The following is a 19162-nucleotide window of genomic DNA, read 5'->3' on the forward strand; positions in this document are numbered from 1 at the left end:
GAATGATTGAATTTGTGTTTGATTGTAGGTAGAGTCGCCACAATATCTTGGATGAGAGCTGTGAACTAACATTTCAAAGTGCCGAATATATAACGGCACTAATGATAATAATTAGTCAAAAACAAGACGGTGAGATAAATCATACTCTTTATGTAAGAAGACGTTTTTTGCTTTCATGTTTTGATTTGATACCCATATTGGCTCCCCTGATTCATACTTATCATCCGGATAAACGGATATAAATCCGGATTTGGTTTCCCTTAGTAGACTTATAAACTCCCCGACTATATTGCATAAGCACATTATTCCGTTTGGTCCAGGGGTTATTATGGCAATTTTGGTATACTTAGGGGATATGACCCAATCACCACATATCCATCCGACAATATCTCCTTTTGGGGAGATTAATGCATTACCCAGTGTTGCTCTGACTGCTATGCAAACTTTATTAGCATAACCAATATCATCTTTTACTTTTTCCCATGGTGGGCCAAATATAGAAAAGAGACATGAATCTGAATTTTTATTCATTAGATATGTTGACTGTTCTGTCGAAATGTTATTAACCCCGTTAATATGTATACCTTCGCCGTTAAAGCTGATATTTGCCCCTAAGTAATCCATAGAGAATCTTTCAATTTTGAGTGGTTCATCGCCTTTAGCTATCATTATCAAAACTATTTTACCTTTATCTAATCTTATTTCGATTGTTGCGCCGTGAGTATCAAGGTCATAATTCGAAGTTACTCCATGGAATATGTTTTTTTCAATAAATGCAAGTATGCCATCAGTGCTTTTGAATATGGCGTTAAATCCTATCGGTCCTTCTTTCTCATCTGGTTCAGAAAACCAGAATAATGGTTTACCATAAACTTTAATGAAAATTGGAGCTCCAATGGAAATTATAGAACCAATCTGTATCTTAAAGCCTTCATTTTCTGGGTATAGAAGTCCCTTAACTAATTTATTACGTTTTGAAAATGGATTTTCTTTTGCTAGCCAAACTCTTTTTTTTGAAATTCTTGTGTCTGTCACATCATCATGACATCCCTTGCACAGTAATGTCATTTTTTCTGGATCGTGTTTTTTAGCATCTTTAAATTCTGGCTCAATATGCTCATAATCAACAAAAATATTCCCACAAATCACGCATCCATAACCTGCATCATGTCTTATCTTTCTTCTAATATCAGCCTCAATGTATCTTTTAAGACCGTGTTTATTAATGTTTTCTTTGTTCATGATAACCCTTTTATGAGTGGTTGATGAATTTTAGGATTTAAAACTCTAAAATATTGCTCAATAAATCGGATGGTTACTACCGAAATATTTAAGTGCTAGATGGTAATAAAGTCATTTAAACTGTTGCTTTATCAGGATGTTTTGTATTTAATTTATTATCTTATGTATCGTGAAACATAAGGGTAAGAAATGGTGCCGGGAGAATTGATTGCATTTAAGCCTATTAATATACCAACAGGAGAGCATCTAACTGTATTTCCCTGTATTATGAGATCTTTGTTTATTGAAACATCATTTTTATTGATGGCTACTTCTACGCCATTACATAACATTTTACCGCGAAGAATTTTTATTTTATCAGGTGGACAAAATTCAATTTCAATGAGAATAACTCTAGATTTAGTTCTGATTGTGATTTTCTTGGCAACAAATTCAATATCCCACAAGTATGCTGAGTACATGAGGATATTATCCTTAATTTGTAATATGGGTATATTGAACTCATCAAATATTATTAAATTTAATAACATTTGTCCATCTTCAAATCTGAATTCGATAAGAGAATAGCCATCAATCATTAAAGGGATGAATTGAGATGTTTTATTTTTAATTTGTGTGTTAATTATAAATGTGTTGCTGCCAATTTCCACAGATGCTTCAGTGCCAGAAAAATGAAAATTATATGGCTTAGTTACTCCACTTTTTAAATTAAAAGGTGCTTTGTCAGCGGCCATTACATTTTCTATAGGGAGCAATCCTCCAGATCTCTCTCGGTGATGAAAGTTACAGAGAAGAGTGATTTCACTAGCAACATGTCTTTTAACATTTGCCCAGCCAAGCATGTGCTCGTATTCATATAGTGGTAAACCGCAAATGACACATCCGAACCCGCAGCGCCGTCGAATTTCTCGTTGCATTGGTTCTGGAATGTTTCGGTTAGTACAATTTTGAACTAATTTATTCATCAGCAATGTCCTCTGAGTATAACTTGTGGAGAATACGAATTAGATACTAAACATCCAAGGTTACCGGTTTTTTGTAGCCTCTACAAAGAACAAAGAACAAAGAACAAAGAACAAAGAACAAAGAACAAAGAACAAAGAACAAAGAACAAAGAACAAAGAACAAAGAAATTAAAATTTCTCATAATCCCAAGTTTTAATTAATCACTGGAGGAAAGTCGTATCCGGAATTCCTGCATCATCAGAGTATGAAACTCCGATGGAATTTGCAACCTCATCAGTTTAAGCAGATATCAGTAGACATGACATACAAATCAAATTCATCAATAAGTATATGTTGAAGGTCTTCAGGAATGTCAAGGTCTAAATAATCCTACTTGAAATTTTTTCCCGATGCTATTGCTGATTCCCCGAACGGATAGGTGCGACTCTGTCGCCACTTTGTCGCCAATGACATATTAATCATGTGACAATCGATTGATTTATAAGGGATAAAATAGAAGGCAACAAAAAACCCATCAACCTTGAACCTAAGTGGCGGGGTTGATGGGCTCCACAAAATGGGGACATCAAAGAAAAGCAGTGGCACTACTTATGACTGATGCCCGTGAGAAAAGTTCTGCCAATGCGCATTTTTTTCGCAAAAATTTACTGAAGCCCCGGCCAGATGATTACAATCAGCGTCCCGGCGAGGGTCAGCAGCACGTTGGCTATCGCATAGGTCCCCGCATATCCCAGCGCCGGAATGTTGCTGCGCGCGGTGTCGCTGATAATCTCCATCGCCGGCGCGCAGGTTCTGGCCCCCATCATCGCGCCAAACAGCATTGCGCGGTTCATGCGCAGGACGTAGGCGCCGAACAGGAAGCAGATCACTACCGGCACCAGGCTGACGATCAGGCCCGCCGCCAGCATCTGTCCGCCGACGGCGCCGAGGCCGTGGCCAATCCCGGCGCCGGCGCTCAGGCCGACCCCGGCCATAAAGACCATCAGGCCGAACTCTTTCACCATATTCAGCGCCCCCTGCGGGATATAGCCGAAAGTCGGGTGGTTGGCCCGCAGGAAGCCGAGCATGATCCCGGCAAACAGCAGCCCTGCGGCGTTGCCGATGCCGAAGCTGAACGAGCTGAACTGGAAGGTGATCATGCCGATCATCAGGCCGACGATGAAAAAGGCGCAGAAGGCGAGCAGGTCGGTGACCTGGCTGTGGATGGAGATAAAGCCGATGCGGTCCGCCACGGTTTTTACCCGGCGCGCGTCGCCGCTGACCTGCAGAACGTCGCCTTTGTTGAGCACCACGTTATCGTCGATAGGCATTTCAATCTGGCTGCGGATCACACGGTTTAAGAAACAGCCGTGATCGGTCAGCTTCAGCTGGGCGAGACGGCGGCCCACCGCATTGTGGTTTTTGACCACAATCTCTTCGGTGACGATGCGCATATCCAGCAGGTCGCGGTCGAAGACCTCCTTGCCGTTACGGAAGCTAGGGTCAAGGCGGGCGTGGGCATCCGGGTAGCCTACCAGCGCGATATCATCCCCTTTTTGCAGCACCGCATCGCCGTCCGGGTTAGCCAGAATACCGTTACGCCGAATACGTTCGATATAGCAGCCGGTCTGGCGGTAGATCCCCAGCTCGCGCAGATTTTTGCCGTCCGCCCAGGCCACCAGCTCGGGGCCAACGCGGTAGGCGCGGATCACCGGCAGATAGACCTTACGCTTAGAGTCGGTATCCAGCCCGCGCTCACGGGCAATCTGCTGGGCGCTGGTTTGCAGATCCTGATGCTGCAGCTTGGGCATATAGCGCGCGCCGACGATCAGGCTGACCAGGCCAACCAGATAGGTCAGGGCATAGCCGAGGCTCAGATGGTCGAGCGAAAGCGCCAGCTGGTCGGCCGGTAGACCAAAGTGGCGCAGCGTATCGCCCGCGCCGACCAGCACCGGCGTTGAGGTCATTGCGCCGGCGAGCATCCCGGCGGTCAGGCCGATATCCCAGCCGAAGAGTTTACCCAGCCCTAAGGCCAGCAGCATCGCGCTGCCAACCATCACCAGGGCGAGCATCAAATAGTTTTTCCCGTCGCGGAAAAAAATAGAAAAAAAGTTGGGGCCGGCTTCGACGCCGACGCAAAAAATAAACAACATAAAGCCCAGATTCAGCGCATCAGTGTTAATACTGAAATGCTGCTGGCCTAATAATAAGGAAACTACTAAAACGCCAATGGAATTACCAAGTTGTACTGACCCGAGACGCAGTTTCCCGAGACAGAGACCGAGTGCAAGGACAACGAATAATAACAGGATGTAATTCCCGTTTAACAAATCTGCGACGTTTATATTCACGAAAACCAACTTCTCATTTACTAGTAAGTTGTTGAAGGAAATGGTTATTTGGTCTAAGGTTGCTTCAGTGTTCGCGTTGTCCCGAACCCTATTCTGGCATCCCGTTATAACCGGCAAAAATATAGTCGACAGTTTAATCCTTCCTGGATGCTGCGGCTAGTCACAATCGTATTTACGCCATCGGGAGCCTTTATTGGCATGGATTGCCAGAATGCTTTATCTGACTGGGCTAATTGGAAGTGGGTTAGAGGCAGAATCAGGAGGATGTTGTGAAAGCTGAGCGTGCTTGGGCGGGTGTCGCCTGCGGGTTCTTTCTGTTTATCGTGGTCTGTTTATCGCTGTTATTACATATGAAAGGCGCCTTTCGGGCTGGCGGTAACCCTGAGCTCGGGCTGCTGCTTTTTTTGCTGCCCGGCGCGCTGGCGAGCTGTCTCTCTCCGGGACGGCGCGTGCTACAGCCGCTGGTCGGCGCAATTCTGGCGGCGCCGGTTTGCCTGGCGATAATGCGGATTTTTTTCGTTACTCAGCGGACGTTCTGGCAGGAGCTGGCGTGGCTGTTTAGCGCGGTATTCTGGTGTGCGCTCGGCGCGCTGTGCTCTTTGTTTATCTGCGTCTGGCTCGATACCAGACGCAGCAACTCATCAGAGCAATGAACCGGCTCAGGCAAACAGGCCGAGGTTCTCTTTGGCCCAGGCTTCAAAGTCGGTGCAGCCGCCGATATGCTTCTGATCGACGAAAATCTGCGGCACGGTCTCAACCGGTTTACCTACGGTCTTTTCCAGATCGCTTTTGCTGATGCCCTCAGCGTGAATATCAACGTAGCGATAGTTAAAATCGTCGCGCTCGTTGGTCAGTTTTTCTGCCAGCTCTTTGGCACGTACGCAATATGGGCAACCTGGACGACCAAAAATTACGGTAAACATTATTTCTCTCCTTAAATCTCAGCCGGATGGCGAATGGGGCCTATGATGCCGCGTTCTGCCGGTGAGTAAAAGAAGGTTCTGCCTTTTGCTTTGATGGTTTAAGGCTATGTTTGATAAATGACTTTGCTTTTGAACCGTTATACTGACCCTGTTGTGCAACGATTTTTTGCTTCGCCGCGCGAAACCCACGGACCGGAGGAGAGTTATGCGATCGCCCGCTGCGTTACCCAAAAGCGTTCTGCTGGTAGAGATCGTCGGCATCGTGCTGCTGACGCTGGCCTGGCTCTCGCTTAATCAGTACCTGCATCTGCCGGCGCCTTTTGCCAGCCCAACCGCGGCGCTGATCATGATTTTTGTCGGCGTGCTGCTGATGATCCCGGCCGCGATAGCGCTGGTGTGGCGGATGGCGAAGATCGTTGCGCCCCAGCTAACCGAAAGCAAAAAAACACCTTCTTCATTGTCAGACAGAGAAAAACGAGATGACGCCGACCATTGAGCTGCTGCGTAGCCACCGCTCCATTCGCCACTTTACCGACGAACCCATTAGCGACGAACAGCGCGCGGCGATTATTGCCAGCGCGCAGGGAGCTTCCAGCTCCAGCTTTTTACAATGTACTTCGATTATTCGTATTACCGACCCGCGCCTGCGCGAGCAGCTGGCGGCGATGAGCGGCGGCCAGCAGCACGTCGCGCAGGCGGCGGAGTTTTGGCTATTCTGCGCCGACTTTAACCGTCTGCTGCAAATTTGCCCGGATGCCCAGCTGGGCCTGGCGGAGCAGCTCCTGCTCGGCGCCGTCGATACCGCGATGCTGGCGCAGAACGCGCTGGTGGCCGCGGAGTCGCTGGGCCTTGGCGGCGTCTATATCGGCGGCATCCGCAACAGCATTGAGGCGGTGACCGAGCTGCTGCAGCTGCCGCAGCACGTCCTGCCGCTGTTTGGGCTGTGCCTCGGCTGGCCGGCCGATAATCCTGACGTCAAGCCGCGCATACCGGCGGCGATGCTGGTCCATGAAAACGGCTATCAGCCGGTCGATGACGACGTGCTGGCACAGTATGACGAGCAGATGGCGCAGTACTACCGGTCGCGCGGCAGCAACGCGCGCCGGGATACCTGGAGCGACCATATCCGCCGCACCATCATCAAAGAAAGCCGGCCGTTTATTCTCGACTATCTGCATAAGCAGGGATGGGCAACGCGCTGATTGCGTGTAAACTGCACCCGGTCTGGCATCCGGGTGTTCCGCCAGGCCAGCGCTAATGTTGCGACTTGTCAGCTATCAACGGCCCGCCTGAACGGGTCTTTTTGCCGAGGTGCAGGGTGAAAATTGCCATATTATCCCGGGACGGGACGCTGTACTCATGTCGTCGCCTGAGTGAAGCCGCGCATAAATGCGGCCACCAGGTCGAAATCCTCGATCCGCTCTCCTGCTATATGAACGTCAGCCCGGTGGCCTCATCGATTCACTATAAAGGCCGCCAGCTGCCGCATTTCGATGCCGTGATCCCGCGCATCGGCTCGGCAATTACCTATTACGGCACCGCCGCGCTGCGTCAGTTCGAGCTGCTGGGCAGCTATCCGCTGAATGAATCTGTCGCCATTACCCGCGCGCGCGACAAGCTGCGTTCGCTGCAGCTGCTGGCGCGTCAGGGGATCGACCTGCCGCTGACCGGTATTGCCCACTCCCCGGATGACACCAGCGACCTGATCGCTATGGTCGGCGGCGCGCCGCTGGTGGTCAAGCTGGTCGAAGGCACGCAGGGAATCGGCGTGGTGCTGGCAGAGACCCGTCAGGCGGCGGAGAGCGTGATTGACGCCTTCCGCGTGCTGAACGCCCATATTCTGGTGCAGGAGTATATCGCCGAGGCGAAAGGGCGGGATATTCGCTGTCTGGTGGTGGGGGATGAGGTCGTGGCGGCGATTGAGCGGCGGGCGAAAGAGGGCGATTTCCGCTCCAACCTGCACCGCGGCGGCGTTGCAACGGTGGCGACGATTAGCGAGCAGGAGAGAGCGATCGCCATTAAGGCGGCGAAAACGCTCGGTCTGGACGTTGCCGGGGTCGATATCCTGCGCGCCGACCGCGGGCCGCTGGTGATGGAAGTTAACGCCTCGCCGGGTCTTGAGGGCATCGAAACGACTACCGGCGTTGATATCGCCGGGCATATGGTGGCCTGGATTGAGCGGCAGGCGACGCCGGAATTCTGTCTGAAAATGGGCGGATAGCGCGCATTGATGACACTTTCATGGTATGCGCCGCGTTTTTTGCGTAAGCTATGACGTCGTTTTTCCACAGCAAGAGGTTACAGGTCATATGGATTCACTGGTCGTTCCGGGTCTTGATACGTTACGTCACTGGCTCGACGAATTAGGCATCAGCTTTTTTGAGTGTGATTCCTGCCAGGCATTGCACCTGCCGCACATGCAGAACTTCGACGGCATTTTTGACGCCAAGCTCGATCTGGTGGATAACGTGGTGCTCTTTTCCGCGCTGGCGGAGGTGAAGCCGTCGGCGCTGCTGCCGCTCGCGGCGGATCTCTCGGCGATTAACGCCAGCTCGCTGACCGCCAAAGCCTTCCTCGATATCCAGGACGATAATCTGCCCAAGCTGGTGGTTTGTCAGGCGCTGCCCGTTGGCGTCGGCATTACCGTCGATCAGTTCGGCTGGTTCTTCCGCCTGGGCGAAGAACAGATCTCTATGATTATCCTCGAAGCCGCGGCCAATCAGCTGCTGTATAAAGCCGATGAGGAAGAGGATCTCGCGGTGCAGGAGGTTCAGCACCATTTTCTTCACTAGCCCCGTCGATGAATAGCGCAGCCACTGCCAGAGCGGCTGCGTATTACACGCTTTTATTCTGCTTTTAACCCGCCGTTAAAGAATTTTTCACCGCCATTCTGCCGCTTTCGGCTTATCACATAGACCCATATTGCATAAAAAATTGATAAAAGGCGTTATTTTACCTGGGCTATAGCCTCTTATTCTGGCTACAGTTATTCTGACGCTGCTTCCAGTTGCGGGCAACCATTCCGGGAGAGGTCCTCTCTCCTTTTCTTAGACAATGAAAAAATATGCATGATTTTTGCATGCGGATAATTGCGTATATTAAGTCCGTTGTTAACGGGCATTGAGAAGGAATAAGAGATATGACCGCCTTTGGTAAAAAATGGTTAACAGGTTTGGTGACTGGCGCGCTGATGGCCGTCTCTGCCGGTTCGCTCGCCGCTGAACAGAAAACCCTGCACGTTTACAACTGGTCTGACTATATTGCCCCGGACACGGTGGCCGATTTTGAAAAAGAGACCGGCATTAAAGTGGTGTACGACGTTTTTGATTCCAACGAAGTGCTGGAAGGCAAACTGATGGCGGGCAGCACCGGTTTTGACCTGGTGGTACCGTCAGCCAGCTTCCTTGAGCGCCAGCTGGCGGCGGGCGTGTTCCAGCCGCTGGATAAAAGCAAGCTGCCTAACTGGAAAAACCTCGATCCGGAAGTCTTAAAGCTGGTGGCGAAGCACGACCCGGATAACAAATATGCGATGCCGTATCTGTGGGCTACCACCGGTATTGGCTATAACGTCGATAAAGTGAAAGCCATCCTGGGTAAAGACGCGCCGCTGGATAGCTGGGATCTGGTGCTGAAGCCGGAAAACCTCGAAAAACTGAAAAGCTGCGGCGTCTCCTTCCTCGATGCGCCGGAAGAGATTTTTGCAACCGTGCTCAACTACCTCGGCAAAGATCCGAACAGCATGAAGGCCGATGACTATACCGGTCCGGCGACCGACCTGCTGCTCAAGCTGCGGCCGAACATCCGCTACTTCCACTCCTCGCAGTACATCAACGACCTGGCCAACGGCGATATCTGCGTCGCGATCGGCTGGGCGGGCGACGTATGGCAGGCCGCAAACCGGGCAAAAGAGGCGAAAAATGGCGTGAACGTCTCCTACTTTATTCCGAAAGAGGGGGCGATGGCGTTCTTCGATGTCTTTGCGATGCCGGCAGATGCTAAGAATAAAGATGAGGCTTATCAGTTCCTTAACTATCTGATGCGCCCTGAAGTCATCGCTAAGATTAGCGATCAGGTGTACTACGCCAACGGCAACAAGGCCTCAACGCCGCTGGTCAGCGAAGCCATCCGCAGTAATCCGGCGATTTATCCGCCGGCCGACGTGTTCGCCAAGCTGTTCACCCTGAAGGTTCAGGAGCCGAAAATCGACCGCGTGCGCACCCGCGCGTGGACCAAGGTAAAAAGCGGGAAATAAAACCTGATGGCCCGGTTCGCCGGGCCTGACCAGGTGACGAGTAGCCGGAGTATTGCAGTATGCCCGGCTAAAAAAACGCACCAGGATGGTGCGACTGCACGAAAAGAATGATGTATGGCAACCGGGCCATACGGTGGTGAGTTTTTTGCCGGAGAGCAGCTAAGTGAATGACCTAATTTCCCGCCCACAAATGAAAACCCCTAAGGCGCTGACCCCGCTGCTGGAAATCCGTAACCTGACCAAATCGTTCGATGGGCAGCACGCCGTCGATGACGTAAATCTCACTATTTATAAAGGCGAAATCTTCGCTCTGCTGGGCGCATCCGGCTGCGGGAAATCAACGCTGCTGCGCATGCTGGCTGGCTTCGAGCAGCCTACCGCCGGGCAGATTGTGCTGGATGGCGTCGACCTGTCGCGCGTCCCGCCGTACCAGCGGCCGATCAACATGATGTTTCAGTCCTACGCGCTGTTCCCCCATATGACGGTGGAGCAGAACATCGCCTTTGGCCTGAAGCAGGACAAGCTGCCGAAGGCCGAAATCACCAGCCGGGTGCAGGAGATGCTGGCGCTGGTGCATATGCAGGAGTTTGCGAAACGCAAGCCGCACCAGCTGTCCGGCGGCCAGCGCCAGCGCGTGGCTCTGGCCCGTAGCCTGGCAAAACGGCCGAAGCTGCTGCTGCTCGACGAGCCGATGGGCGCGCTGGATAAAAAGCTGCGCGACCGGATGCAGCTGGAGGTGGTGGACATCCTCGAACGCGTGGGGGCGACCTGCGTGATGGTGACCCACGATCAGGAAGAGGCGATGACTATGGCCGGGCGTATTGCGATCATGAATCGCGGTAAGTTCGTGCAAATCGGCGAACCGGAGGAGATCTACGAGCACCCGACGACCCGCTACAGCGCGGAGTTTATCGGCTCGGTCAACGTCTTCGAAGGGCTGGTGCAGGAGCGGCTGGAAGATGGTCTGGTGCTCAACTCGCCGGGGCTGGTGCATCCGCTCAAGGTCGACCCTGATGCTTCCATCGTCGATAACGTGCCGGTCTGGGTCGCCCTGCGTCCGGAGAAAATCATGCTCTGTGACGAGCCGCCGGCGGATGGCTATAACTTTGCCGTCGGTGAGGTGATCCACATTGCCTACCTCGGCGATCTGTCTATCTACCACGTGCGCCTGCAAAGCGGGCAGATGCTCAGCGCCCAGCTGCAGAATGAACATCGTCATCGCAAAGGCTCGCCAACCTGGGGTGATGAAGTCCGTTTATGCTGGGACGCGGACAGCTGCGTCGTTCTGACGGTGTAAGGAGAGGGCGATGAGTATATTAGAACCACCGGCAGGGGCGAAAAAGCCGGGCGGCGTGACGCCGTGGCTGACGCGCCTGCAAATGGCCCACGGCCGCAAGCTGGTGATTGCGCTGCCGTATCTGTGGATGACGCTGCTGTTTCTGCTGCCGTTCCTGATCGTCTTTAAAATCAGCCTCGCAGAGATGGCGCGGGCTATACCGCCCTATACCGACCTGCTGGAGTGGACCGACGGTCAGCTGACGGTCACCCTTAATCTGGCGAACTTCCTGCAGCTAACCGACGATCCGCTCTACTTTGAGGCCTATCTGCAGTCGCTGCAGGTGGCCGGGATCTCAACGTTCTGCTGCCTGCTGCTGGGCTATCCGCTGGCGTGGGCGGTGGCGCACAGCAAGCCGTCAACGCGCAATATCCTGCTGCTGCTGGTGATCCTGCCGTCGTGGACCTCGTTCTTAATCCGCGTATATGCGTGGATGGGGCTGCTGAAAAGTAACGGCGTGCTGAATAACTTTCTGCTGTGGCTGGGGGTCATCGACCAGCCGCTGGAGATTCTGCACACCAACCTGGCGGTCTATATCGGCATTGTTTACGCCTACCTGCCGTTTATGGTGCTGCCCATTTATACCGCGCTGACGCGGATCGACTACTCGCTGGTGGAAGCGTCGCTGGATCTGGGCGCCCGCCCGTTGAAAACGTTCTTCCAGGTGATCGTGCCGTTGACCAAAGGCGGGATTATCGCCGGTTCGATGCTGGTCTTTATTCCGGCCGTGGGCGAGTTTGTTATTCCGGAACTGCTCGGCGGCCCGGACAGCATCATGATCGGCCGCGTGCTGTGGCAGGAGTTCTTTAACAACCGCGACTGGCCGGTGGCTTCGGCGGTGGCCATTGTGATGCTGCTGCTGCTGATCGTACCGATTATGTGGTTCCACAAGCATCAGCAAAAACAGATAGGGGAACACGGATGAGTGATTTGCCGGTAGTACGTTCGCCGTGGCGAATTTTGATCCTCGTGATTGGGTTTACCTTCCTGTATGCGCCGATGCTGATGCTGGTGATCTACTCGTTCAACAGCTCGAAGCTGGTGACCGTGTGGGCCGGCTGGTCAACGCGCTGGTATAGCGTGCTGTTCCACGACGATGCGATGATGAGCGCCGTGGGTCTTAGCCTGACTATCGCCACCTGCGCGGCAACGGCGGCGGCGATCCTCGGGACTATCGCCGCGGTGGTGCTGGTGCGCTTCGGCCGCTTTCGCGGATCGAACGGCTTTGCGTTTATGATCACCGCGCCGCTGGTGATGCCGGATGTCATTACCGGCCTGTCGCTGCTGCTGCTTTTCGTCGCGCTGGGACACGCGATTGGCTGGCCGTCGGATCGCGGTATGCTGACCATCTGGCTGGCGCACGTGACCTTCTGTACCGCCTACGTCGCGGTGGTGATTTCGTCGCGGCTGCGCGAGCTGGATCACTCCATCGAGGAGGCGGCGATGGATCTGGGCGCCGCGCCGCTGAAGGTGTTTTTCATCATCACGCTGCCGATGATCATGCCGGCGGTGATTTCCGGCTGGCTGCTGGCGTTCACCCTGTCGCTGGACGATCTGGTGATTGCCAGCTTTGTTTCCGGCCCTGGCGCCACCACGCTGCCGATGCTGGTTTTCTCCAGCGTGCGCATGGGCGTCAATCCGGAAATCAACGCCCTGGCGACGCTTATCCTCGGCGTGGTCGGGATTGTTGGTTTTATCGCCTGGTATTTGATGGCCCGCGCAGAAAAGCAGCGAGTACGCGATATCCAGCGTGCAAGACGCGGCTGAAGCCCCTAAAATCGATAGCAAGACCTGGTGCCGGCGTCGCGATTGCGCGACGCCGTTTTCATGGAAGACTTAACCGTTGGGATTGTTTACAAAAACTCGTTCCTCTCATGCTCGCCTGAACGTCCCTGCGCTGGTGCAGGTGGCGGCGTTCGCCATTATTTTAATCCGCGCCCTCGACCTGCTGATGATCCTCAATCAGCTTGGCGTGCGGGGGGTCGGTGAGTTTATCCATCGCAGCGTGCAGACGTGGCCCCTGACGCTGGTCTTCTTCTCAAGCCTGCTGCTGGTATTTGTTGAAATCTGGTGCGCGTTTTCATTGGTGAAAGGGCGTAACCGGGCGCGCTGGATCTATCTGCTGACGCAAATTATCGTCAGCGGCTATCTGTGGGCCGCCTCGCTGGGCTACGGCTACCCGGAACTGTTTAGCATTGCCGGTGAATCGAAGCGGGAAATTTTCCGTTCGCTGGTGATGCAGAAGCTGCCCGACCTGCTGGTGCTGATGCTGCTGTTTGTCCCGGCATCGTGCCGACGGTTTTTCCGACTGCAATAACGGTGATACAATCCCCGCCCCTGATTTTTTGAAGGTCTTTTTATGCACTGCGCACTCTATGACGCGGGCCGCTGTCGCTCCTGTCAGTGGCTGGAACTGCCGCTGGAACAACAGCTCGCCGATAAAATGGCCGATCTGCGGTCGCTGCTGGCAGAACGCCCGGTGACGACGTGGTGCGAACCGGTCTCCGGTCCGGAAGCCGGCTTTCGCAATAAGGCCAAAATGGTGGTCAGCGGCAGCGTTGAGCGTCCGCTGCTCGGCATGCTGCACCGCGATGGCAACCCTGAAGACCTGACCGATTGTCCGCTGTACCCGGCAAGCTTTGCGCCGGTCTTCGCGCTGCTGAAGCCGTTTATCGCCCGCGCCGGCCTCACCCCTTATCAGGTGGCCCGCCGACGCGGGGAGCTGAAGTATCTGCTGCTCACCGAAAGCCGGCTCGACGGCGGCATGATGCTGCGCTTTGTGCTGCGCTCTGAGACGAAGCTCGCCCAGCTGCGCGCCGCGCTGCCGTGGCTGCAGGCGCAGCTGCCGCAGCTGAAGGTGATTACCGCCAATATTCAGCCGGTGCACATGGCGATTATGGAAGGGGAGCAGGAGATTTTCCTCACCCCGCAGCAGGCGCTGGCGGAGAGCTTTAACGGCGTACCGCTGTGGATCCGCCCGCAAAGCTTCTTTCAAACGAATCCTGAGGTAGCCAGCCGGCTGTACGCCACCGCCCGGGACTGGGTACGCCAGCTGCCGGTGGATCACATGTGGGACCTGTTCTGCGGCGTTGGCGGTTTTGGCCTGCACTGCGCCACTCCGCAGATGCGGCTGACCGGCATCGAGATTGCGCCGGAGGCCATAGCCTGCGCGCGGCAGTCCGCCGCCGGGCTGGGCCTCAGCAACATCCACTTCCAGGCGCTGGACTCCACCCGCTTTGCCACCGGCGAGGGCGAAATTCCGCAGCTGGTGCTGGTGAACCCGCCGCGCCGCGGGATTGGCAGCGAGCTGTGCGACTACTTAAGCCGCATGGCTCCGCCCTATATTATCTACTCCAGCTGCAACGCCCGCACGATGGCCAAAGATATCGCTCAGCTGGCGGGCTATCGAACCGAGCGGGTGCAGCTGTTCGACATGTTCCCCCACACCGCGCACTATGAAGTGCTGACGCTGCTGGTACGCGAAGTTTAAACAAAATGTGAACTCTTCTGCTGGCCAAAATCGGGTAAGCTTCGTTAATAAGAGCATGATATTAGCGGAGCGACACCGGTGGCGAAGAAAATCCTGTTAGTTGAAGATGACGATGATATTGCCGCCCTGCTGCGCCTGAATTTGCAGGACGAGGGGTATCAGATTGTCCACGTAGCGGACGGCGCGCAGGCCCTGGCGCTGCTGGAAAAAAGCCCCTGGGATGCGGTGATCCTCGACCTGATGCTGCCGAACGTTGACGGCCTGGAGATCTGCCGGCGCATCCGTCAGATGACCCGCTATCTGCCGGTGATCATCATCAGCGCCCGATCCAGCGAAATCCAGCGCGTGCAGGGGCTGGAGATGGGGGCGGATGATTATCTGGCTAAACCCTTCTCCGTTCTGGAACTCATTGCGCGCGTCAAAGCGGTGTTCCGCCGCCAGGAGGCGATGGGGCTAAATCTGCTGATGGATGCCGGGCGCATCGCCTGCCACGGCCTCAATATCGATCCGCTGTCGCGCGAGGTCAGACTGCGCGGCGAACTGGTCGATCTGACCCCGCGCGAGTTCGATCTGCTGTACTACTTCGCCCGTCATCCGGGAGAGGTTTTTTCGCGCCTGGCCCTGCTCGACAGCGTCTGGGGCTACCAGCACGAAGGCTACGAACATACGGTCAATACCCATATCAACCGCCTGCGCAGCAAAATCGAGCACGAGCCGACGGAGCCTGAAATTATCCTCACCGTGTGGGGAAAGGGCTATAAGTTTGCCGTGGAGCGCAAAGAGGTGGGGCAATGATGCGCCGTCTCAGCCTGAGCCAGCGCCTGGCGCTGGTCTTCACCTCGCTGCTGCTGCTGTGCGCGGCGGCGGTGTGCCTCGTTCAGCTCTATACCAGCGCGCAGTACGGTAACGCGATGGTGCAGCGTCTTTCTGCCGGGCTGGCGCAGCAGATTGTCGCCCGCGAGCCGCTGCTGGATGCGCAGGGGCAGGTCGATCGCCAGGCGCTGAAGCCGCTGTTCGACCGGCTGATGATTTTTAATCCCAGCGTTGAGCTCTATCTGGTTTCTCCTGACGGCGAGCTGTTAGCCGATGCCGCGCCGCCGGGCCATATCAAACGCCAGCGCATCGATCTGGCGCCGGTGCAGGCGTTCCTCTCTGGCGGCACGTGGCCGGTTTACGGCGACGATCCCCGCAGCCTCGAACAGCAGAAAGTCTTTAGCGTTGCGCCGCTGCGCCTCGAGGGCCAGCTGCGCGGCTATCTCTATATCATTCTGCAGGGAGAAACCTTTAACGAACTGGCGGCAACCGCCTGGCAGCAGACGCTGTGGAGCCTGCTGCTGTGGACGCTGCTGCTGGTGGCGCTGTTTGGCCTGCTGGCGGGAGGGCTGGCGTGGTACTGGGTCACGAGGCCGGTGCGTCAGCTCACCGCCCAGGTGGCGATACCCGGTCCGGACAGCATGGTGGCGATCAAAGCGCTGGCGGCGCAGACGCCCGACCCGCATCCCGGGAATGAGGTGGCGATCCTGCATAATCGCTTTATTGAGCTGGCCCGGCAGATTGCCGATCAGTGGGATCGTCTGGCCGATAGCGACCGCCAGCGGCGCGAGTTTATCGCCAATATTTCCCACGATCTGCGCACTCCGCTGACCTCGCTGCTTGGCTATCTGGAGACGCTGACGCTGAAGGCCGACCGGCTTAATGCCGAGGATCGCCAGCAGTATCTGAATATCGCGCTGCGCCAGGGCAATAAGGTTCGCCATTTGTCGCAGCAGCTGTTTGAGCTGGCCCGGCTCGAACATGGCGGCATCAAACCGCAGCCGGAGAAGTTCATCTTCGCTGAGCTGGTTCAGGACGTCGCGCAGAAATTCGATTTAGCCATTGCTACCCGCGGTATTGGTTTACAGCTGTCGCTGGCCGAGGGATTGCCGCCGGTGGTGGCCGATTTATCGATGATCGAGCGGGTGCTGACGAATTTACTCGATAACGCCATTCGCCACACGCCGGAAGGAGGGCTGATTCGCCTGACGGCGCGCCAGCAGGCGTCGCAGATTGTCGTCGAGGTGGCGGACAGCGGCCCTGGCGTCGCCAGCGAGCTGCGGGCAACCCTGTTTGAACGTCCTTCGGTGCTTGAGCCTGGCCAGCGCCGGGAATCGACGGGGGGATTGGGGCTGATGATCGTGCGCCGCATGCTGCAGCTGCACGGCGGCGATATTCGCCTGCAGGACGCCGCGGCAGGGGCCAGCTTCCGCTTTACCCTGCCGCTGTAAGGTTTTCCCGGCGGTCCGTTTCGGCGCTCACGCCCGGGGCCGGGAAGGGCCCGCGCTTACTCAGGGAACCACTGGCTGCTGATTTTCTGATAGGTGCCGTCTGCTTTAATTGTTTTCAGCGCGCCGTTCAGCTTCTCCAGCAGCGCTTTGTTATCCGGGCGTACCGCGATCCCGAGGCCGGTACCGAAGTATTGCGCATCGGTCACTTTCGGCGTGGCGACGCCCAGCTGCGGGTTGGTTTTCAGCCACTCGTTGACCACCGCGGTGTCGCCGAATACGCCATCAATACGGCCATTTTTCAGGTCGATAAACGCATTCTGGTAGCTGTCATAGGCGACGGTTTTCACTTCAGGATGCTTATCCTGCAGGTATTTCTGATGGGTGGTGCCGTTTTCCATCCCGATACGTTTGCCTTTCAGATCGGCAAATGAGTGGAAGGCATCTTTTTTGGCGATCACCAGCGCGGAGTTGGCGTAGTACGGTTCGGTGAACGACACCTGCTTGCTGCGCTCCGGGGTAATATCCATGCCGGAAATCACCGCATCATATTTTTTAAATTTTAGCGCCGGGATCAGGCTGTCGAAGGCATGGTTGGTAAAAGTACACTCCGCCTGCATCTGCTTGCACAGCGCTTTCGCCAGGTCGAGATCGAAGCCAACGATCTGATTATTAGCATCCATGGATTCAAACGGAGGATAGGTTGCGGAAACGCCAAAGCTGATTTTTTCTGCGCCAGCGGCGCCAAAAGCGAAAGAGGTAAGCAGTGCAGCCAGAACTAACTTTTTCATCGTCGAACTCCCGTCGGTCAATCTTATGATGTTGTGCCGTGTTTGCGGTCGGGTTTTACAATGCCATTAAATGAATTTATATTCAATAATGATGTATAAGTATTTTTATTGGCATAAAAAAAGACGGGTAAGTCATCATCCTTACCCGTCTTGCTATTTACTAATTATGCATTTATGAACGTTAGCTTCGGCGCTCAAACGCCAGCGCTCTGTGCTCCACCAGACGCATTAACAGCGTCAGCAGGCCGTTGACGATCAGGTACACAATACCGGCCGCGCCGAAGACCATAACGTCGTAGGTCCGCCCGTACAGCAGCTGGCTGTGGCCCATCACCTCCATCAGCGTGATGGTATAAGCCAGCGAGGTACTCTTGAAGACCAGCACCACTTCGTTGGAGTAGGAGGAGAGGGCGCGCTTAAAGGCATACGGCAGCAGGATCGCCAGCGTGTCCTTTTTGCTCATCCCCAGCGCGCCGCAGGACTGCCACTGGCCCTCAGGAATGGCGCGGATCGCGCCATAAAACAGCTGGGTGGTATAGGCGGCGCTGTTTAGCGACAGGGCAATCAGGGCGCACAGCCACGGCTCAGAAATCAGATGCCACAGCACCGGATACTCCTGCAGTGTCGGAAACTGCCCCGGACCGTAGTAAATCAGGAAGATCTGCACCAGCAGCGGCGTACCGGTAAAGAGCGTGATATACGCCCGCACAATCCATACCAGCCCCGGCGTTTTCAGCGTCAGGATGATGGTAAAGATCAGCGACAGAATCAGCGCGACGACGATCGAAGCCGCCGTCAGCGTCAGGCTGGTATGCAGCCCTTTGAGCAGTTCTGGTAAGTAGTCGAGCATCAGCCAGGTCTCCGTTCGAAGCGCGTCGCACGCTGGTCAATACGTTTGAGGATGTACTGACTGAGCAGAGTGATAACCAGGTAGATTGCCGCCGCGATGATGTACCAGTTAAACGGCTCCTGGGTGCGGGTGGCAATGCTCTTGGTTTGCAGCATCAGATCGTTAACGCTGATTAAGCTGACCAGGGCGGTATCTTTTAGCAGCACCAGCCACTGGTTGCCGAGCCCCGGCAGGGCGTGGCGCCACATTTGCGGCATCACCAGGCGGAAGAAAATCGCGCTTTTCGACAGCCCCAGCGCCTGACCCGACTCCCACTGTCCCTGCGGCACCGCTTTTAGCGCGCCGCGCAGGGTTTGCGAAGCGTAGGCGGCGTAAAGCAGAGACAGCGCGACCGCGCCGCACAGGAACGGGCTGACGTCGAAGTTTTCAATCTGCATCTGCACCGGGATCTGCGCAAAGCCCAGATTGATGGTGAAGCCGTCAGAGAGCGTAAGCAGCAGCTGCGAAGATCCGAAATAGATAAACAGGACCACCAGAATTTCCGGTAGCCCGCGCAGAATCGTCACCACGGCGGTGGTCAGCCACGCCAGCGGGCGCCATTTGACTGACTCCAGCACGGCAAAAAGCATCGCCAGGGCGAGGCCGATAATGAGCGCGCAGACGGCAAGGCCGACGGTCATCCCGGCGGCGCTTGCTAATGGAAAAATTTCGTTCATTGAGG

The 19162-nt window shown here is 54.9% G+C and carries 19 protein-coding genes and 1 pseudogene; 13 read left to right on the top strand and 7 right to left on the bottom strand.

Translation table 11 applies throughout. The features are described 5' to 3' along the window. Window positions 1–111 precede the first annotated feature (111 nt). The 3 genes from GO007_RS03415 to GO007_RS03425 all read right to left on the bottom strand — a co-directional run bounded on the left by GO007_RS03415 (window position 112) and on the right by GO007_RS03425 (window position 4538). Entirely contained in the window at window positions 112–1242 is a 1131-nt protein-coding gene (locus tag GO007_RS03415; protein WP_095095509.1) for an HNH endonuclease signature motif containing protein, read from the bottom strand. 155 nt (window positions 1243–1397) lie between these two features. Next, window positions 1398–2207 (bottom strand): hypothetical protein, encoded by an 810-nt coding sequence (locus tag GO007_RS03420; RefSeq protein WP_080884425.1) that lies wholly within the window; start codon window positions 2205–2207, stop codon window positions 1398–1400. Between the two features lie 645 nt (window positions 2208–2852). Further along, complete coding sequence (locus GO007_RS03425; protein ID WP_095095512.1) at window positions 2853–4538, bottom strand: aspartate:alanine antiporter; 1686 nt, start codon at window positions 4536–4538, stop codon at window positions 2853–2855. Window positions 4539–4807: 269 nt separating this feature from the next. Between GO007_RS03425 and ybjM the strand changes: the two genes are divergently transcribed. After that, complete coding sequence (gene ybjM, locus GO007_RS03430; protein WP_095095515.1) at window positions 4808–5191, top strand: inner membrane protein YbjM; 384 nt, start codon at window positions 4808–4810, stop codon at window positions 5189–5191. A 6-nt stretch (window positions 5192–5197) separates the two neighbouring features. Here the strand turns inward: ybjM and GO007_RS03435 are convergent, their stop codons facing one another. Further along, window positions 5198–5461, bottom strand: a complete 264-nt coding sequence (locus GO007_RS03435; RefSeq protein WP_004859945.1) for a GrxA family glutaredoxin — start codon at window positions 5459–5461, stop codon at window positions 5198–5200. A gap of 205 nt (window positions 5462–5666) precedes the next feature. Between GO007_RS03435 and GO007_RS03440 the strand changes: the two genes are divergently transcribed. The 12 genes and pseudogenes from GO007_RS03440 to GO007_RS03495 all read left to right on the top strand — a co-directional run bounded on the left by GO007_RS03440 (window position 5667) and on the right by GO007_RS03495 (window position 16803). After that, a complete protein-coding gene (locus tag GO007_RS03440) occupies window positions 5667–5957 on the top strand; it encodes a YbjC family protein (protein WP_095095517.1) in 291 nt (96 codons plus the stop codon). Further along, window positions 5941–6663: a nitroreductase NfsA gene (nfsA, locus tag GO007_RS03445; RefSeq protein WP_095095520.1), complete on the top strand. Its 723-nt coding sequence runs from the start codon at window positions 5941–5943 to the stop codon at window positions 6661–6663. The genes GO007_RS03440 and nfsA overlap by 17 nt, the downstream gene beginning before the upstream one ends. A 116-nt stretch (window positions 6664–6779) precedes the next feature. Continuing rightward, on the top strand, window positions 6780–7682 hold the full coding sequence (gene rimK / locus GO007_RS03450) for a 30S ribosomal protein S6--L-glutamate ligase (protein WP_095095523.1): 903 nt from the start codon (window positions 6780–6782) through the stop codon (window positions 7680–7682). A gap of 88 nt (window positions 7683–7770) precedes the next feature. Then, window positions 7771–8253 carry a type III secretion system chaperone family protein gene (locus GO007_RS03455; RefSeq protein ID WP_095095526.1) on the top strand — a complete coding sequence of 161 codons (483 nt, stop codon included), beginning with the start codon at window positions 7771–7773 and terminating at the stop codon, window positions 8251–8253. Window positions 8254–8600: 347 nt separating this feature from the next. Beyond that, window positions 8601–9713: a spermidine/putrescine ABC transporter substrate-binding protein PotF gene (gene potF / locus GO007_RS03460; RefSeq protein WP_095095530.1), complete on the top strand. Its 1113-nt coding sequence runs from the start codon at window positions 8601–8603 to the stop codon at window positions 9711–9713. A 163-nt stretch (window positions 9714–9876) separates the two neighbouring features. After that, window positions 9877–11010: a putrescine ABC transporter ATP-binding subunit PotG gene (gene potG / locus GO007_RS03465; RefSeq protein WP_095095533.1), complete on the top strand. Its 1134-nt coding sequence runs from the start codon at window positions 9877–9879 to the stop codon at window positions 11008–11010. Between the two features lie 10 nt (window positions 11011–11020). Beyond that, window positions 11021–11974, top strand: coding sequence for a putrescine ABC transporter permease PotH (potH, locus tag GO007_RS03470; RefSeq protein ID WP_095095536.1), 954 nt, complete (start codon window positions 11021–11023; stop codon window positions 11972–11974). Continuing rightward, complete coding sequence (gene potI / locus GO007_RS03475) at window positions 11971–12816, top strand: putrescine ABC transporter permease PotI (protein ID WP_095095539.1); 846 nt, start codon at window positions 11971–11973, stop codon at window positions 12814–12816. Before potH ends, potI begins: the two co-directional genes overlap by 4 nt. Window positions 12817–12876: 60 nt before the next feature. Then, window positions 12877–13366 (top strand): annotated as a pseudogene (locus GO007_RS03480) (YbjO family protein). 42 nt (window positions 13367–13408) lie between these two features. Further along, window positions 13409–14539, top strand: a complete 1131-nt coding sequence (gene rlmC / locus GO007_RS03485; protein ID WP_095095545.1) for a 23S rRNA (uracil(747)-C(5))-methyltransferase RlmC — start codon at window positions 13409–13411, stop codon at window positions 14537–14539. Window positions 14540–14617: 78 nt separating this feature from the next. Then, window positions 14618–15334, top strand: coding sequence for a response regulator transcription factor (locus tag GO007_RS03490; RefSeq protein ID WP_095095548.1), 717 nt, complete (start codon window positions 14618–14620; stop codon window positions 15332–15334). Further along, window positions 15331–16803 carry a sensor histidine kinase gene (locus GO007_RS03495; RefSeq protein WP_095095551.1) on the top strand — a complete coding sequence of 491 codons (1473 nt, stop codon included), beginning with the start codon at window positions 15331–15333 and terminating at the stop codon, window positions 16801–16803. The genes GO007_RS03490 and GO007_RS03495 overlap by 4 nt, the downstream gene beginning before the upstream one ends. A gap of 56 nt (window positions 16804–16859) precedes the next feature. On the opposite strand, the gene artJ is transcribed toward GO007_RS03495, so the two are convergent. The 3 genes from artJ to artQ all read right to left on the bottom strand — a co-directional run bounded on the left by artJ (window position 16860) and on the right by artQ (window position 19157). After that, window positions 16860–17591 (bottom strand): arginine ABC transporter substrate-binding protein ArtJ, encoded by a 732-nt coding sequence (artJ, locus tag GO007_RS03500; protein WP_095095554.1) that lies wholly within the window; start codon window positions 17589–17591, stop codon window positions 16860–16862. Window positions 17592–17772: 181 nt separating this feature from the next. After that, window positions 17773–18441 (bottom strand): arginine ABC transporter permease ArtM, encoded by a 669-nt coding sequence (gene artM, locus GO007_RS03505; RefSeq protein ID WP_095095557.1) that lies wholly within the window; start codon window positions 18439–18441, stop codon window positions 17773–17775. Next, the gene (gene artQ / locus GO007_RS03510; protein WP_095095560.1) at window positions 18441–19157 is read right to left on the bottom strand and encodes an arginine ABC transporter permease ArtQ; all 717 of its coding nucleotides are present in this window, start codon (window positions 19155–19157) and stop codon (window positions 18441–18443) included. The genes artM and artQ overlap by 1 nt, the downstream gene beginning before the upstream one ends. Window positions 19158–19162: the final 5 nt, after the last annotated feature.

Origin of the sequence: Klebsiella sp. 10-1 (genome assembly GCF_009758445.1) — a bacterium.
Taxonomy (GTDB): domain Bacteria; phylum Pseudomonadota; class Gammaproteobacteria; order Enterobacterales; family Enterobacteriaceae; genus Klebsiella; species Klebsiella scottii.